Source organism: Geodermatophilus sp. SYSU D00867 (assembly GCF_054050315.1).
The window spans coordinates 31,549-46,043 of the sequence record NZ_JBJGZC010000015.1 but is presented as its reverse complement, the minus strand read 5'-3'; the positions used below and the strand labels follow the sequence as shown (position 1 = coordinate 46,043).

Annotated in this window: 15 protein-coding genes; 9 read left to right on the top strand and 6 right to left on the bottom strand. The window is 77.0% G+C overall.

Annotated elements, in window-relative coordinates:
- Positions 1–47: 47 nt before the first annotated feature.
- Positions 48–704 (top strand): O-methyltransferase, encoded by a 657-nt coding sequence (locus ACI8AK_RS15430; RefSeq protein ID WP_456956972.1) that lies wholly within the window; start codon positions 48–50, stop codon positions 702–704.
- 62 nt (positions 705–766) lie between these two features.
- On the opposite strand, the gene ACI8AK_RS15425 is transcribed toward ACI8AK_RS15430, so the two are convergent.
- Both ACI8AK_RS15425 and glgC read right to left on the bottom strand, forming a co-directional pair.
- Entirely contained in the window at positions 767–1,321 is a 555-nt protein-coding gene (locus ACI8AK_RS15425) for a 2'-5' RNA ligase family protein (protein WP_456956970.1), read from the bottom strand.
- A 12-nt stretch (positions 1,322–1,333) separates the two neighbouring features.
- A complete protein-coding gene (glgC, locus tag ACI8AK_RS15420) occupies positions 1,334–2,554 on the bottom strand; it encodes a glucose-1-phosphate adenylyltransferase (protein ID WP_387986201.1) in 1,221 nt (406 codons plus the stop codon).
- Positions 2,555–2,627: 73 nt separating this feature from the next.
- Here glgC and glgA point away from each other — a divergent pair, with 73 nt between their 5' ends.
- The 6 genes from glgA (at position 2,628) to ACI8AK_RS15390 (ending at position 9,067) form a co-directional block, all read left to right on the top strand.
- Positions 2,628–3,800 (top strand): glycogen synthase, encoded by a 1,173-nt coding sequence (gene glgA, locus ACI8AK_RS15415; protein WP_387986204.1) that lies wholly within the window; start codon positions 2,628–2,630, stop codon positions 3,798–3,800.
- Positions 3,801–3,856: 56 nt separating this feature from the next.
- The gene (locus ACI8AK_RS15410) at positions 3,857–5,065 is read left to right on the top strand and encodes a PP2C family protein-serine/threonine phosphatase (protein ID WP_456956968.1); all 1,209 of its coding nucleotides are present in this window, start codon (positions 3,857–3,859) and stop codon (positions 5,063–5,065) included.
- A complete protein-coding gene (locus ACI8AK_RS15405; protein ID WP_456956966.1) occupies positions 5,062–6,147 on the top strand; it encodes a hypothetical protein in 1,086 nt (361 codons plus the stop codon). Before ACI8AK_RS15410 ends, ACI8AK_RS15405 begins: the two co-directional genes overlap by 4 nt.
- A 40-nt stretch (positions 6,148–6,187) precedes the next feature.
- On the top strand, positions 6,188–6,922 hold the full coding sequence (locus ACI8AK_RS15400) for a GAF domain-containing protein (RefSeq protein WP_456956964.1): 735 nt from the start codon (positions 6,188–6,190) through the stop codon (positions 6,920–6,922).
- A gap of 70 nt (positions 6,923–6,992) precedes the next feature.
- Positions 6,993–8,093 (top strand): spore photoproduct lyase family protein, encoded by a 1,101-nt coding sequence (locus ACI8AK_RS15395; protein WP_387986214.1) that lies wholly within the window; start codon positions 6,993–6,995, stop codon positions 8,091–8,093.
- Positions 8,093–9,067: an MsnO8 family LLM class oxidoreductase gene (locus ACI8AK_RS15390; RefSeq protein ID WP_456956962.1), complete on the top strand. Its 975-nt coding sequence runs from the start codon at positions 8,093–8,095 to the stop codon at positions 9,065–9,067. Before ACI8AK_RS15395 ends, ACI8AK_RS15390 begins: the two co-directional genes overlap by 1 nt.
- A 7-nt stretch (positions 9,068–9,074) precedes the next feature.
- Here the strand turns inward: ACI8AK_RS15390 and ACI8AK_RS15385 are convergent, their stop codons facing one another.
- Both ACI8AK_RS15385 and ACI8AK_RS15380 read right to left on the bottom strand, forming a co-directional pair.
- Positions 9,075–9,758, bottom strand: a complete 684-nt coding sequence (locus ACI8AK_RS15385) for a DUF6766 family protein (RefSeq protein ID WP_456902325.1) — start codon at positions 9,756–9,758, stop codon at positions 9,075–9,077.
- A gap of 85 nt (positions 9,759–9,843) precedes the next feature.
- Positions 9,844–10,221, bottom strand: a complete 378-nt coding sequence (locus ACI8AK_RS15380; RefSeq protein ID WP_456956960.1) for a hypothetical protein — start codon at positions 10,219–10,221, stop codon at positions 9,844–9,846.
- A 127-nt stretch (positions 10,222–10,348) separates the two neighbouring features.
- Between ACI8AK_RS15380 and ACI8AK_RS15375 the strand changes: the two genes are divergently transcribed.
- Positions 10,349–11,851, top strand: a complete 1,503-nt coding sequence (locus tag ACI8AK_RS15375; protein WP_456956958.1) for a phytoene desaturase family protein — start codon at positions 10,349–10,351, stop codon at positions 11,849–11,851.
- A gap of 27 nt (positions 11,852–11,878) precedes the next feature.
- On the top strand, positions 11,879–12,388 hold the full coding sequence (locus ACI8AK_RS15370) for a DinB family protein (RefSeq protein WP_456956956.1): 510 nt from the start codon (positions 11,879–11,881) through the stop codon (positions 12,386–12,388).
- Positions 12,389–12,392: 4 nt separating this feature from the next.
- On the opposite strand, the gene ACI8AK_RS15365 is transcribed toward ACI8AK_RS15370, so the two are convergent.
- Both ACI8AK_RS15365 and ACI8AK_RS15360 read right to left on the bottom strand, forming a co-directional pair.
- On the bottom strand, positions 12,393–13,046 hold the full coding sequence (locus tag ACI8AK_RS15365) for a DUF4232 domain-containing protein (protein ID WP_387986230.1): 654 nt from the start codon (positions 13,044–13,046) through the stop codon (positions 12,393–12,395).
- Positions 13,030–14,493, bottom strand: a complete 1,464-nt coding sequence (locus ACI8AK_RS15360; protein ID WP_456902322.1) for a hypothetical protein — start codon at positions 14,491–14,493, stop codon at positions 13,030–13,032. Before ACI8AK_RS15360 ends, ACI8AK_RS15365 begins: the two co-directional genes overlap by 17 nt.
- Between the last annotated feature and the right edge of the window lie 2 nt (positions 14,494–14,495).

Here is a 14,495-nt window from a genome sequence, read left to right as displayed (position 1 = left end):
AACGCCTCCCGGAACGCGGGCCGCGGTCCCCTTACCCTCGGCCGGTGATGAGCGCCGAGGAACCGTCGCGCGCCGGCGGGACCGGCGCTGCCGCCTGGTCCGACCGCTACGCCGCCGAGGACCCCGTCGTGGCCGCGGCGCGCGCCCGGGCCGTGGCGCTCGGCGGCCCGCCCCCGCCGGGCCCGGCCGCCGGCGCCACCCTCGCCGTGCTGGCGGCGGGTGCCGGCGCCCGCGCGGTCGTGTCGATCGGCAGCGGCGGCGGGGTGGTCGGCCTGTGGCTGCTGCGCGGCATGCGGCCCGACGGCGTCCTCACCGCCCTGGACGCCGACCCCGAGCAGCTGCGCGGCGCGCGGCGGGCGTTCGCCGAGGCCGGCGTGCCGCAGTCCCGGACCCGGCTGATCTTCGGCACCCCGGCCGAGGTGCTGCCCCGCCTGTCCCCCGGCGCCTACGACCTGGTGGTCTGCGCCGGCCCGCCGACCGAGTACGCCCCGCACCTGGCCGCGCTGCTCGGGCTGGTGCGCACCGGCGGGACGCTGGCCTGCCACGGCCTGCTCGAGGGGGACCGCATCGGCGACCGCGCCGCCCGCGACCCCGACACCGTCGCCTGGCGCGACCTCGCCCACAACGTCCGCGAGGACGAGGGGCTGACCTCCGCCGTCCTGCCGATCGGCGCGGGCCTGCTGGTGGCGACCCGCCGGCCCTAGGGGAAGGACCTCCCTGCCCCCACCGCTCGCACGCTCGCGGCGGGCCCCTGCAGGGAGGCCGGTCAGCGGAAGAGGTGCTCCACGAGCGGCTCCCACGGGCCGCCGAGGTAGCGCCACAGCCCCAGCCCGCGGGCGGGCACCTCCCCGGGGACGAACTCCGCGGTCAGCCGGTCGCGCAGCGCCCGGGCGACGGCGGGCTCCACCTTGTTCTGCACGGTGACGTGCGCCGACAGCCGCTGGCGGTCCTGCCGGGTGAGCCAGGGGTCGAACTCCGCGGCCAGCCCCGCGTGCAAGGCCGACAGCTCCGGCGCCGCCAGCCGGTAGGCGACCCCGCGGCCGAGCAGCTGCAGCCCGGTCACCGCGACGGCGAACGGCGGCCGGGCGGCGGCCGCGGCCAGGGCGGCGTCGACGTCGTCGCGCCGGTCGCCCGGGAGGGCGTGGAACAGCGTGACGTGCGCGGCCAGGTGGTTGCGGTCGGCCGGGAAGTGCTCGGCGCGCAGCCGGTCGAACCGCGCCTGCGCCTCCGCCCCCAGCAGCAGCGTGACGACCAGTGGGGAGGTGCTGGAACGGCCCTCGTGCAGGGGCCCGACCCGAGCGGAGCGAGGGGTGGGGGGCACGAGGGTCCTTCGTCAGACGATCGCCCGGGCGCCCTTGCCGAGGACGGTCACGCCGCCGGCACTCACGTGGTAGCGCTCGCGGTCGGCGTCGGAGTCCACCCCGATCCGCGCCCAGGCCGGGACGACGACGTTCTTGTCGAGGATCGCCCGCCGCACGTAGGCGCCCTCGCCGATCTGGACGCCGTCCATGAGCACGCTGTCCTCGACCCGCGCGCCGCGCTCGACCCGCACGCCGGGCGAGACGACCGAGCTGTGCACCGACCCGCCGCCGATGATCGCGCCGGCGCTGACCATCGACTCCTCGGCCCGCCCGCCGAGCACGAACTTCGCCGGCGGCTGCTGCGGGGGCAGGGTGAGGATCGGCCAGCGGTCGTTGTAGAGGTTGAAGACCGGGGTGACCGACACCAGGTCCATGTGGGCGTCGAAGTAGGAGTCGATCGTCCCGACGTCGCGCCAGTAGCCGTGGTCGCGCTCGGTGGCCCCGGGGACGATGTTGGTGGAGAAGTCGTAGACGTACGCGTCCCCGGTCTCGGCGAGCATCGGCATGATCGAGCCGCCCATGTCGTGCGCCGAGTCGGCGTCCTCGGCGTCCGCGCGCAGCGCCTCGAGCAGCGCGTCGGTGGTGAAGACGTAGTTGCCCATGGAGGCGAAGGACTCCTCCGGGCTGTCGGGCAGGCCCGGCGGGTCGGCCGGCTTCTCGAGGAAGCCGCGGACCTTGCCGTCGGCGCCGGCGTCGATGACGCCGAACCCGGTGGCCTCGCGCCGCGGCACGCGCAGCCCCGCGATGGTGACCCCCGCGCCGGTCCTCACGTGCTGGTCGATCATCTGCGCCGGGTCCATGCGGTAGACGTGGTCGGCGCCGAACACCACGACGACGTCGGGGCGCGCGTCGTAGATGAGGTTGAGGCTCTGGAAGATCGCGTCGGCGCTGCCGGTGTACCAGCGCGGCCCGAGCCGCTGCTGCGCCGGCACCGGGGTGATGAAGTTGCCGAGCATCTGCGACAGCCGCCACGTCGTGGTGATGTGCCGGTCGAGGCTGTGGCTCTTGTACTGGGTGAGGACGGCGATCTGCCGGATGTCGGCGTTCACCAGGTTGGACAGCACGAAGTCGATGAGCCGGTAGTTGCCGCCGAACGGCACCGCCGGCTTGGCGCGGTCCTGGGTCAGGGGCGCGAGCCGCTTGCCCTCGCCACCGGCCAGGACGATGCCGAGAACTCGAGGACCGCCACGCATGGAGGGAACCTAGCCGCTCCACGCGTCCGCCGTCGCCCCGCCTCCGCACTCCCCGCCCCCTAGGGTGACCGCCGTGCGGATCGGCATCGTCACCCGTGAGTGGCCCCCAGACGTCTACGGCGGGGCCGGCGTGCACGTCGAGCACCTCGTCGCGGCCCTGCGCTCGCTGCCCGCGGGCCCGGACCTGGAGGTGCACGCGTTCGGCGGCCCCCGGACCGACGCCCGCGGCTGGGCGGTGCCGCCGGGCCTGGCCGAGGCCAACGGCGCGCTGCAGGCGCTGGGCACCGACGTCGAGATCGCCGCGGCCCTGGCCGGGGTGGACCTCGTGCACAGCCACACCTGGTACGCCAACGGCGCCGGGCTGCTCGCCGGGCTCGTGCACGGGGTGCCGCACGTGGTGACCGCGCACTCGCTGGAGCCGCGGCGGCCGTGGAAGGCCGACCAGCTCGGCGGCGGCTACCGGCTGTCGTCGTGGGTGGAGCGCACCGCCTACCTCGCCGCGGACGCCGTCATCGCGGTGAGCCACGGCATGCGCGCCGACGTCCTCGACGCCTATCCCGACCTCGACCCGGCCCGCGTGCACGTCGTCGGCAACGGCGTGGACGCCGAGGCCTACCGGCCCACCCCCGCGCCCGACGTCGTCCGCTCGCTCGGGGTCGACCCCGACCGGCCCTACGCCCTGTTCGTCGGCCGGATCACCCGGCAGAAGGGCGTCGTCCACCTGCTGCGGGCGGCCGAGCAGCTGCCGGCCGACGCCGGCCTGGTGCTGTGCGCCGGCGCCGCCGACACCCCGGCCGAGCGGCAGCAGGTCGCCGACGCCGTTGCCGAGCTGCAGGCCCGCCGGCCGGGCGTCGTCTGGATCGAGGCGATGCTGCCGCGCGAGCAGCTGGTGCCGCTGATCACCGGGGCGACGGTGTTCGTCGTCCCCTCGGTCTACGAGCCGCTGGGCATCGTCAACCTCGAGGCCGCCGCCTGCGGCACGGCCGTGGTCGCCAGCGCCGTCGGCGGGATCCCCGAGGTCGTGGCCGACGGCGTCACCGGGCTGCTGGTCCCCTACGACCCCGACGACGTCGCCGCCTTCGAGGCCGGGCTGGCCGCGCGCATCGCCGAGCTGCTCGCCGACCCGACCCGGGCCGCGGCGATGGGCGCCGCGGGCCGGGAGCGGGTGCTGTCGGAGTTCGGCTGGCCGGCGATCGCGCAGCAGACGGTCGGCGTCTACCGGGCCGTCCTCGACGCCCGGGGATGATCCCCGCGACCCGCTCCCCGCGCCCGCCGCGGGCCGGGATGCGATCCTGACCCCTCGTGGCCACCGATCCGCGCCCGTCCGACCGGGACCCCGTCCGGGCGCTCGTCCGTGCGTCGCACCACCTGTCCGCCGACGACCTCGGCGCCGTGGTCGCGGAGCAGGCGCGGCGCCTGGGCGTCCGGGGGGCGGTCGTCTACCTCGCCGACTACGCCCAGCACGTCCTGCTGCCGCTGGGCGGCGAGGGCGTGCCCCTCCGGCACGAGGTGACCATCGACGGGTCGGTGGCCGGGCGCGCGTTCCGGCGGGTCGAGCCGGTCCACGCGCCGGCCGGCGACGGCCCGGCCAGCCTGTGGGTGCCGCTGCTCGACGGCGCCGAGCGGATCGGCGTGGTCGAGTACGTCCTCGACGGCGACCCTACGCCGGAGCTCGAGGACGACGCGCGGTCCTTCGCCTCGCTGGTCGCCGAGCTGGTCGTCACGCGCGACGCCTACAGCGACCTGTTCGCCCGGCTGCGGCGGCGGCGGGAGCTCACGCTGGCCGCGGAGATCCAGTGGGAGCTCCTGCCGCCGCTGACCTACGCCAGCGACCGCGTCGTCATCACCGGCGCGCTCGAGCCCAGCTACGAGATCGGCGGGGACACCTTCGACTACGCGGTCAACGGCGCGCTGGTGGACCTGGCCGTGCTCGACGCCGTCGGCCACGGCCTGCCCGCCGCCCTCCTGGCCACCGCGGCCGTCGGTGCCTACCGGCACGCCCGGCGCACGGGCCTCGACCTCCCGGCGATCGCGGCCGCGATGGACGCCGTCGTCGCCGGCCAGTTCGCCGGCAGCCGGTTCGCCACCGCGGCCGTCGCCCGGCTCGACCTCGACACCGGACTGGTGACCTGGGTGAACTGCGGGCACCCCGACCCGATCGTCGTGCGCGACGGCGCCCTGATCCGGCCGCCGGCCTGCCCGCCGGCGCGCCCGCTGGGGCTGCTGGCGGCGGCGCCCGCGGTGTGCCGGATGCAGCTGCGCCCCGGGGACCGCGTCCTGCTCTACACCGACGGGGTCGTCGAGGCGCGCTCGCCCGAGGGCGCGTTCTTCGGCGAGGACCGGCTCGCGGACCTGGTGGTGCGCGCCGAGCTCGCCGGCGACCCGCCGCCGGAGACGATGCGCCGGCTCATGGGCAGCGTCATGCAGCACCAGGACGGCCGGCTGCAGGACGACGCGAGCATCGTCATGGTCGAGTGGCAGACCGGACGCGAGGAGCAGTTGAGGCTGTGAGCACGGCACCGGAGAGCCCCCTGACCGGCGAGGCGGCGGGGCCGGCCGACGTCGTCGTGGGGCTGGTCGCCGCGCCCGGCGCGCCGGTGGAGGTGGCCGACGAGCTGGCCGGCGACCTGGTCGGCGCGCTGCGCGAGCGGCACCCCGACGTCGCGTGGGACGTCCGCGTGGTCGAGGACGGGCTGGTCCAGCCACCGGCCGACGACGCGGAGATCGTCGCCGCGGCGCGCGACCGGCTCCTGTCGGAGGAGTGGGACCTCGCCGTCGTCGTCACCGACCTGCCGCTGGCGGTCGACCGGCGCACCGTCGTCGCGCACGCGAGCCCGGTGCACGGCGTCGCGGTGCTGTCCCTGCCGGCCCTGGGCGCGGTCGGCCGGCGCCGCCGCGCGCTGCAGACGACGGTCGGGCTGGTCCGCACGCTGCTCGGTGACGCCGAGGGCGACGACGACCCGGCCGCGCTGCGCCGCCGGGTGCGCGAGCTGGCCACCGACCCGGCCGACACCGCCGAGGGCGTCCGGTTCACCGCCCGGGTGCTGTCGGGCAACCTGCGGCTGCTGGTCGGCATGGTGCGCGCCAACCGGCCGTGGCGGCTGACCATCCGGCTGTCCCGCGCGCTGACGGCGGCGGTCGCGGCCGGCGTCTTCGCCCTGGTGACCGCCGACATCTGGCGGCTGGCCGACCGGTTCGGCTGGCTGCGGCTGTCCACCGTCGGGCTGGGGTCGGTGGTGGCCATCTGCGCGACGCTGGTCGTCGGGGCGGGGCTGTGGGAGCGGGCCCGGTCGCGCCGGGTGCGCAAGCAGGTGGCGCTGTTCAACCTGGCCACCGTCGCGACCGTGGTCATCGGGGTGCTCACCCTCTACGCCGCGCTGTTCACCCTCGCGCTGGTCGGCTCGCTGCTGCTGGTGCCGTCCGCGCTGTTCGCCGAGGGGCTGGGCCACCCGGCCGCGATCGGCGACTACCTGGAGCTGGCGTGGCTGACCAGCTCGCTGGCGACGGTCGGCGGGGCGCTGGGCGCGGGCCTGGAGGACGACGACGCGGTCCGCGAGGCGGCGTACACGCACCGGCCGGACGCGACGGGGTGACCGGGATGGCCGCGGGGGCCGCAGCGGGTGAGGATGACGTGTGACCATCGCCACACGGTTCGCCGCGGCGCTGGACGCGGAAGCCACCCGGGGCCCCGAGTCGGCCGAGCTGCTGCCGGTCCGCCTCTCCCGGGCGTGCGTCACCACCCTCGGGGTCGACGCGGCGGGACTGTCGGTCGTCGACGCGTCCGGCCTGCGCATCCCGATCGGGGCGAGCACCACCGTGGCCGCCTGCGCCGAGCGCCTGCAGTTCACCGTCGGCGCGGGGCCCTGCTGGGAGGCCCAGGAGACCCGGCAGCCGGTCTTCGCGCTGCTGGCCGACTTGCGGCGGCGCTGGATGCCCTTCGCCGACCTGCTCACCGCGCAGACGCCGTTCCGCGCGGTGGTCGCCCTCCCGCTGCGCGAGGACCTCGCCGGCGCCGGGGCGCTCGACCTGTACTTCACCGACGAGGCCGCCGTGCCGGGCCTGGACGTCTTCGCGGCGATGGCCGTCGGCGAGCTGGTCACCGCGGCGCTCAGCGACGCCGCCGTCTGGTCGGACTGGCCGGCCGAGCGCGGCCCCGACTGGCTGCACGGCCCCGAGGCGCGCCGGCGGGCCGCGGTGGTGCGGGCCGCGGGGCGGGCGGCGATGGCGCTGGAGACCGACCCGGCCACCGCCCTGGACCTGCTGCGCGCCGAGGCCTACGCCGGCGGACGCGCCGTGGAGGACGTCGCCGAGGACATCGAGCAGGGCCGCCTCGACGTCCACGAGCTCGCCCCGGACCGGCACCGCTGATCCGCACCGTGTGACCGTCCCCGCAGGTCAGGGGCGGAATCCGGGCTCGCGCGCGGGCGCTGTACCCCGCGTGACCGCAGCGCCTCCGCCGTCCGCCGCGCCCGTCCCCTCCCCCACCCGCCTGCTCGACGTCCGCACGGTCTACGCCGAGCCGGCCGCCCTGGACTCCGCCCGCGGCCGCGAGGTGCTCGCCCGCTTCCCCGGCGCGGAGGTCGTCGAGGTGCCCTCGCACTGGAAGATCCCCGAGCTGCACGGCAACGAGGGCAACGTGGACCGCTGGGTGCGGGTGAAGACCGAGACGCTGGTGCTCGGCGTGAAGAAGTCGCTCACCGCCCGCCCGAACGGCCGCTCGGCCGACTGGATCGCCCCCTCGACGGCGAACGGCTGCGCGATGGCCTGCGCCTACTGCTACGTGCCGCGGCAGAAGGGCTACGCCAACCCGATCACCGTCTTCACCAACATCGAGCAGATCACCGGCTACCTGCGCCGGCACGTCGCCCGGCAGGGGCTCAAGACCGAGCCCGACCAGGTGGACCCGGTCAGCTGGGTCTACGACATCGGCGAGAACAGCGACTGCTCGGTCGACGCGCTGGTCAGCGACAACGTCGCCGACCTGGTCGCCACCTTCCGCGGGCTGCCCACCGCCAAGGCGTCGTTCGCCACCAAGTACGTCAACCGGCAGCTGCTCGACCTCGACCCGCAGGGCCGCACCCGCATCCGCTTCTCGCTCATGCCCGACGCCGACTCGAGGGTCGTCGACGTGCGGACCAGCCGGATCGCCGAGCGCGTCGCCGCCGTCGACGACTTCGTCGAGGCGGGGTACGAGGTGCACCTCAACCTCTCGCCGGTGGTGCTGCGCGACGGGTGGGAGGCCGACTGGGCGCAGCTGCTGCGGCAGCTCGACGACACCCTCTCCCCCGCGGCCAAGGCCCAGGCGGCCGCCGAGGTGATCATGCTGACCCACAACCGGGACCTGCACGAGGTCAACCTCGGCTGGCACCCGAAGGCCGAGGACCTGCTGTGGCGGCCGGACCTGCAGCAGCCCAAGCGCAGCCAGAACGGCCAGTGGAACGTGCGCTACCGCAACGACGTCAAGCGGGCCGGCGTCGAGCGGCTGCGGGAGCTCATCGCCTCCCACGCGCCCTGGCTGCGCGTGCGGTACGCGTTCTGATGCGCCTCTCGCTGCTCGACCGCTCGCGCACCCGCGCCGGCGAGCCGGACGCGGCGGCGCTGCGCGGCACCGTCGAGCGGGCCGTGGCGGCCGAGCGGCTGGGCTACGGGCGGTTCTGGGTCGCCGAGCACCACGGCGTGCCCGGCATCGCCGGGGCCGCGCCCGCCGTGCTGCTGGCCGCGGTCGCCGGCCGGACGACGACGATCCGGCTGGGCTCGGCCGGCGTCATGCTGCCGCACCACCAGCCGCTCGTCGTCGCCGAGCAGTTCGCCACCCTCACCGCCTTCGCGCCCGGCCGCGTCGACCTGGGCCTGGGCCGCTCACCGGGCTTCACCCCGCCCGTGCGCCGGGCGCTGCGGGAGGCCGAGCGCGACTTCGCCGCCGACCTCGCCGAGCTGCGCGCCCACCTCGACGGCACCGCGGAGATCACGATGCACCCGCGCCCGGCCGGCGACGTGCCGATGTGGGTGCTGGCCACCGGGCGCGGCCTGGAGGTCGCCGCGGCACTCGGCCTGCCGGTCGTCGTCGGCGGGCCGCTGCTGGGGGTGGCCGGCGACCCGGAGCCGGGGCGGCAGGCGCTGGCCCGCTACCGCCGCGCCTACCGGCCCTCGGAGCAGGCGCCGGAGCCGGAGGTCGCGATCAGCCTGGACGTGCTCGTCGCCGACACCGCGGCCGAGGCCGCCGACCTGCTGCTGCCCGAGGCGTGGGCGATGGCGCAGGCGCGCACCACCGGCGTCTTCCCGCCGCTGGAGCCGGTGGCCGCGGTGGAGGCAGCGCCGATGACGGCCGTGCAGCGGCGGCACGCGGAGCGGACGGCGGCCACGGCGGTCGCCGGCACCGCCTCGCGGGTGGCCGCGCGGCTGGCGGAGCTGGCCGAGCGCACGGGCGCGACCGAGCTCGTCGCCGCGGGCAGCACGCACGACCGGACGGCGCTGGCCGCCTCCGACGCGGCGCTGGCCGGGCTGCTCGCCTGAGCGGTCCTCACCCCGTGGCGCCGGTGTCGGAGTGGGACGCGCCGACCGGCTTGGACTCCGGCGACCCCCGCTGGCGCAGGTAGACGGCAAACACCGCCATCGAGCCGACTGCCAGCATCTCCGACTGCCAGTTCTGGAAGCTGCGGTTCCAGAAGTCGGCGTGGCCGAGGTAGGCCACCCAGCTCACCGGGTCCGCGTGCGACTGCAGCTGCCCGGTGTTGTACGCCGCCCAGCCGGCGACCGAGGTCGCCGCCCAGGTCAGCAGGAAGATCCCGGCGAACAGCAGCCCCAGGGACCGGGAGAACAGCGCGCCGCGCCAGCCGCCCGGCCGCGCCCACGCCGGCGAGTCGTCGCGGGCGTGGGCGCCCGTCAGCTGGTCCTCGTCGCTCTCGGTCCCGGCGTCGTCCAGCTCCTTGGACTCCGGCGACCCCCGCTGCACCAGCCAGACGGTGGCGAACACGTAGAGGAAGAACTGCAGGTACTCCGACTGCCAGTTCTCCATGACGTCGACGGCGAACGACGACGAGGTCACGTAGTGCGCCAGGGTGACCGGGGCGAGGCCCTCGGCCTGGCGGTCCTCGCTCGTCTGGGCCGCCCCGGCCACCGCCTGCCCGGCCAGGCTGAGCAGGAACAGCAGTCCGAAGCCCAGGCTCAGCGAGTTCTCCCGGACGAACCGCCGCACTCCGCTCACCGCCCGAGCAGGGCGAGGACCAGGCAGTAGGCCACGCCGCCGAAGACGACCAGCAGGTAGGCCAGGAACACCCCGCGCACGGATCTCACGAGCCCTCCACCAGGCAGTCGTAGCGCCCCTCGCCGGAGGGCCGGCAGCCGGCCGCGGCCACCTCCCAGCCGTCGGGCGCGCGGGAGAGGAAGAGCGTGTCGTCGGTGAGCCGCACCTGGGCCTCCTGACCCCAGACCTGCGCGGTGACGACGCCGCCGGTGCCGAGCGGGAGCTCCTCGAGCGCCACGGGGCAGCCGGTCGGCTCCTCGTGCTCCAGCGCCCGCACCGCCGCGTCGGTGAGCAGGTCGCAGCGGATGGCGGGATCGGCCGTCGCGAAGTCCCCGGCCACCTGCTCGACGTCGGGCAGGTGCACGTCCGAGCACCCGGTCAGCACCACCACCAGCACCGCCGTCGAGCACACCGCCGTCCGCACGGGTCGTCCTCCTGTCGTGCTCCCGCGTCGGCTCCGCAGGTGTGCCGATCGTGGGCCGGGGAGCCGGGCCCCGCCACCTCGGGTGATCACCCGATCGGGCGGTGAGCCGCGGCACTACGGTGACGCTGTGGCACGGGTGGTGGTCGTCGGCGCCGGGCTGGGCGGCCTCGCTGCCGCGGCGCGGCTCGGCGCGCTCGGGCACCGGGTGGCCGTGCTGGAGCAGTCCGGCGCCGTCGGCGGCAAACTCGGCTGGTACGCCCGCGACGGCCACGCCTTCGACACCGGCCCGAGCCTGGTCACGCTGCCGCAGGTGCTGCGCGACCTGTTCGACGCCACCGGCGGCCCGCTGGAGGAGTCCGTCGACCTCGTCCGGCTCGACCCCGCCGTCGACTACCGGTTCGCCGACGGCACCCGGCTGGCCGTCCCCGGGCACCTCGAGGCGGTCCCCGGCGCGCTCGACGCCGCCCTCGGCGACGACGCCGGCACGCAGTGGCAGGCGCTGCTCGAGCGCGCCGGCGCGATGTGGGCGATCACCGAGCAGCCGTTCCTCCGCTCGCCGCTGCGCGGCGCGGCCACCCTGGCCCGGCTGGCCCGCGACCCGGCCGACGTCGCCGCCGTCGCGCCCTGGCAGACGCTGCGCGGCCTGGGCTCCCGCTACCTGCGCGACCCGCGGCTGCGCGTGCTGCTCGACCGCTACGCCACCTACTCCGGCTCCGACCCGCGGCGCGCGCCCGCCGTGCTGGCCACCGTGCCCTACGTCGAGCAGGCGTTCGGCTCCTGGTACGTGCGCGGCGGGCTGCACCGGCTGGCCGAGGCGGTGGCCGAGCGGGCCCGCGAGCACGGCGCCGACGTCCGCACCGGCACGCCGGTCCGGCGGGTGCTGCGCGACGGCGGCCGGGTCGCCGGGGTGGAGCTCGCCGAGGGCGGCGAGGTGACCGCCGACGTCGTCGTCTCCGGCGCCGACGCCACCGCCCTGTACGCCGGGCTGCTGCCGCCGGACCGGCGCACCCGCGCGGTGCGGCGCGGCCTGACCCGGGCGACGCCGTCGCTGTCGGGGTTCGTGCTGCTGCTCGCGCTGCGTGGCCGCACGCCGGGCCTGGCGCACCACACCGTCGCCTTCCCCGCCGACTACGACGCCGAGTTCGACGCGGTCTTCGGCACCGGCCGGCACCGCGGCCTGCCCTGCCCGGTGCCCGACCCGACCGTCTACGTCAGCGCTCCCGACGACCCCGCCACCCGGCCCGACGACGACAGCGAGTCGTGGTTCGTCCTGGTCAACGCGCCGCGGCACGACCCCGAGTGCGGCGTCGACTGGGACACCCTGGGCCTCGCCGACCGCTACGCCACCCGGGTGCTGGAGGTGATGGCCGCGCGCGGGCTCGACGTCCGGTCCCGGCTGCGCTGGTCGGTGGCCCGCACGCCGGCCGACCTCGCCCGCGAGACCGGCAGCGTCGGCGGCTCGATCTACGGCACCTCGAGCAACGGCGCCCGCGCGGCGTTCCTGCGCCCGGGCAACGCCGCCCCGGTGCGCGGGCTGTACCTGGTCGGCGGCTCGTCGCACCCGGGCGGCGGGCTGCCGCTGGTCACCCTGTCGGCGGAGATCGTCGCGGGGCTGGTCGGCCCGGCCTGACGCGCCCCGGCGTGCGAGGGTCCTCCGGTGCGCACCGACCCGCCGGAGACCGCCGACGAGACCACCACGCTGACCGGCTACCTCGCCTACCAGCGCGAGACGCTGCTGCTGAAGACCGAGGGGCTCACGCGCGAGCAGCTGGCCCGGGCGCACCCGCCGTCGTCGCTCACCCTGGCCGGGCTGCTGTACCACCTCGCGCTGGTGGAGGAGACCTGGGCGGTGGAGCGGTTCGCCGGGGAGCCGGAGCCCGCGCCGTGGGACGGCGTCGACTGGGACGCGACCCCCGACTGGGAGTTCTACGCCGCCGTGGACCTCGAGCCGGAGGTGCTGCGCGAGCGCTACCGGGAGGCCGGCCGGCGCACCGACGCGGTGGTCGCGGCGGCCGGGTCGCTGGACGCGCTGTCGGTGGTGCCGCTGCGCAACGGCAACCGGTTCAGCCTGCGCTGGATGCTGCTGCACCTGGTCGAGGAGACCGCCCGGCACAACGGCCACGCCGACCTGCTGCGCGAGGCGGTGGACGGCGTCACCGGCGAGTGAGGCGCTACCGCGCGAGCTCCGTCGCCCAGGCGGCGACGGCGATCTCCCCGGTGGTGCCGGCGTCGACCCACACCGGCAGGACCTGACCCGGGTCACCGGGCACCGGGACGACGCGCAGCGCCTGCCCCTCGGTGAGCCCGCCGTCGGTGACCGTGGCCGACCAGGAGACGCCGGTGACCGCGCTCTGGCCCGGCTGCAGCACCAGCGGGGCCGGCCCCGGGTCGATGACCGTGTAGCTCGACTCGTGCGCCACGGTGAACGGCATCGGCCGGCCCGTCCCGTCGAGCACCTCGACTCCGGCGTAGCCGGTGACGTCCCGCGGCGCGTCCCCGCAGTTGGTCACGGTGACGACGACGCCGCGGTGGCCGAGCCCGGCGTCGACCGGGCCGGCGGTGACGAGCAGGCCCAGCGGCGAGCAGGTCGGCGTCACCGGCTGCGGCACCTCCGGCGCGCCGGGTGCCGGGGTGGGCCCGGTCGGCTCCGCGGCCGGGGTGGGTCCGCCCGGCACGCCGGTGCCCGCGGCCTCGGCGCCACCCGGGACGCGGGCCGCCAGCACCCCGGCCGTCACCGCGACGACGGCCAGGGCCACCAGCAGCGGGACGAGCCACCGGGCCCGCGGCGTCCCAGCCCCGCGCGGGGTGTCAGCCCCGCGCGGCACCGAGGCCCAGCACCGCGGCGAGCCCGAGCGCGCTGCGCGGGGCGTAGGCCGCCCGCCACAGCCCGCCGTGGACGGCGGCGTACGCCTCGTCCTGCCACGGCTGCTCGTGCCGCGGCCCGCCTCCGGTGTGCAGGTCGTGCACCAGCAGCGCGGCCATGAGCACGTTCGACGTCGCCGGCTCGAACACCTCGACGCCGAAGCGGTGCGCCCCCGCGTAGGCGGCGGCCAGCGCGCGGTTCTTCACCACCGAGCGGGTGCGGGTGGGCGGCGCGACGTTCATCGACACCGTCGTCCCGGCCGCCCGCGCGACGGTCGCCCGCCACCGCTGCAGCCGCTTGGCCAGCGCGTAGTTCGGGCCCTGCTGCGCGACCAGGCTGTCGCTGATGCCCGGGTCGGTGCCCGGCACGTACGCCCGCTGCAGCAGCCGCCCGGCCGAGAGGGTGCGCAGCGGCCGGCCGAGGAGCTTGCCGGCGCGGGAGCGGCCGGCGTAGGCGCGCGCCGACTGCTCGACGGCGTCGCCGGGGACGGCGAAGACGTCGGTGGGCGTGGCGAGGAAGGCCAGCGCGAGGTCGGGACGGTCGCGCTGCAGGCGGAGGGTGAGCGCGTCGACCGCCGCCGACACCCGCACGTTGGTGGCGCCGTCGGCGTAGACGTAGTCGCCGAGCACCGGGTCGCCGGGCAGGCCGGCCACCCAGTCGCCGACGGCGGGCACCTCGCGCACGAGGTCGGCGCCCGCGGTGCCGGCGAGGTCGCCGTCGTCGGCGGTGGCGGGCAGCAGCAGCCGTCCGGCGCCGCGGCGGGCGGTGTCGAGCACCCGCCGCCACAGGTCCGGCCGCGGCAGGTCGACCCCGGCCACGGTGGCGCCCCACCGCAGCAGCGCCGTCAGCGGGCCCATCTCCGCGCCCGCGCCGAGCACGACGACGGTCCGGCCGGGCAGCGACAGCCACTCCGGGTGCGCGGCGACGGTGCGCACCGCCTCGCCGAGGCTGGGTTCGGCGATGCCGCCCTCGACCCAGGTGTCCACCTGGCGCAGCAGGTCGTCGCCGCGCAGCCGCCGGCCGTGGAAGGGCAGCGTGAACTCGCGCTCGGGCTCGGCGGTGCCGGCCACCTCGCGGGTCCGCAGCACCCGGCCGGCCGGCGCCGCGGGCAGCGCGGCCAGCGGCTGCTCGCCGTCGTCGGTGGCCACCCGCAGCCGGGCGTGCACGGCGTCCAGGCCGGCCGCGGCGATGGCCCGGGCCGCGTCCGGGGAGGCCAGCCCCGCCTCGACCAGACGGCGGAAGTGCACCAGGTAGCCCGCCCGCCAGTTGGTCTCGGACTCGGCGGCGCGGGCGCCGGTCGGGTCGACCGGGCGCAGCGCGTCGGCGACGACGGCGCGCCCGACCGCCGCGGTGCTGCGCCGCCCGTCGGGGCCGGCGGGGAAGACGACTCCGGTGTCGTCGGTGCTCATGG